The sequence below is a fragment of the Mesorhizobium sp. M7A.F.Ca.MR.362.00.0.0 genome, from assembly GCF_004023175.1.
In the GTDB taxonomy this organism is placed as follows: domain Bacteria; phylum Pseudomonadota; class Alphaproteobacteria; order Rhizobiales; family Rhizobiaceae; genus Mesorhizobium.
Genome location: NZ_RZTF01000796.1, coordinates 1 through 1,040, shown reverse-complemented (window position 1 = coordinate 1,040; position 1,040 = coordinate 1). Strand labels below are relative to the sequence as shown.

Here is a 1,040-nt window from a genome sequence, read left to right as displayed (position 1 = left end):
CCCGCAGGTAAACCGCACCTATGCCGGCATGGCCGAGCATTATGGCAGTTCGGTGCTGCCGACCCGGCCACGGCGGCCACGCGACAAAGCCAAGGTCGAGGCGGCGGTGCGGATTGTCGAGCGCTGGCTTCTCGGCCGCCTGCGCCATCGTGTCTTTTACAGCCTGGCCGAGGTCAACGCGGCGATCGGCGAGTTGCTTGCCGATCTGAACGATCGCCGCGTGCTACGCCGTGTCGGCTGCACGCGGCGACAACTGTTCGACGAGATCGACCGGCCCACACTCAAGCCGCTGCCGGCTGAGCGTTACGTCTTTGCTGAATGGCGCATTCGGCGCGCCGGCCTCGACTACCATGTCGAGATCGACCGGCACTATTACTCGGTGCCATACCGCTTTGCGCGGGAGCAGGTCGAGGCGCGCATCACGGCGACCACCATCGAGCTGTTCCGCAAGGGCGAGAGGATCGCCGCCCATCTGCGCTCCAGCGGCAATGGACGGCACACGACGGTGTCGGATCACATGCCTTCATCGCACCGCCGCTTTGCCGACTGGACGATCGAGAGGATCAACCGGGAAGCTTCCGCGATCGGCCCGGATGCGGCCTTGCTGTGCCAGAAGATACTGGCGGATCGGCCGCATCCCGAACAAGGCTTCCGCGCCTGTCTTGGCGTCATCCGGCTCGTCAAGGGCTTCGGTCGCGAGCGCGTCAACGCCGCCTGCGGCCGGGCGCTGGAGATCAACGCCAGGACTTATGGCTCAGTCCGCTCAATCCTCGACAATCACCTCGACCGGGCATCGTCGCGCCAGGCGACGGCTCGCGAGCCCATCGACCACCCCAATATCCGCGGTTCCCGCTATTACCACTGAAGGAGAATGACATGCTTGCACATCCCACCCTCGACCGGCTCAACGCCATGGGCCTGACCGGAATGGCCAAGGCATTCAATGAACTGGCCGCCAATGCCGAGGCCGAACAGCTATCGCATGGCGAATGGCTGGCGCTGTTGCTCGACCGGGAATGGAGCTGGCGCTACGATCGCAA

1 protein-coding gene and 1 pseudogene are annotated in these 1,040 nt (G+C 64.7%); both read left to right on the top strand.

Annotation, left to right across the window (positions count from 1 at the left end; genetic code table 11):
* Positions 1–865 (top strand): annotated as a pseudogene (locus tag EOC06_RS37755) (IS21 family transposase); the annotation flags it as partial.
* A gap of 11 nt (positions 866–876) precedes the next feature.
* Positions 877–1,040, top strand: a 164-nt coding sequence (locus tag EOC06_RS37750) for an ATP-binding protein (RefSeq protein WP_206631364.1), incomplete at its 3' end; no start/stop codon positions are given.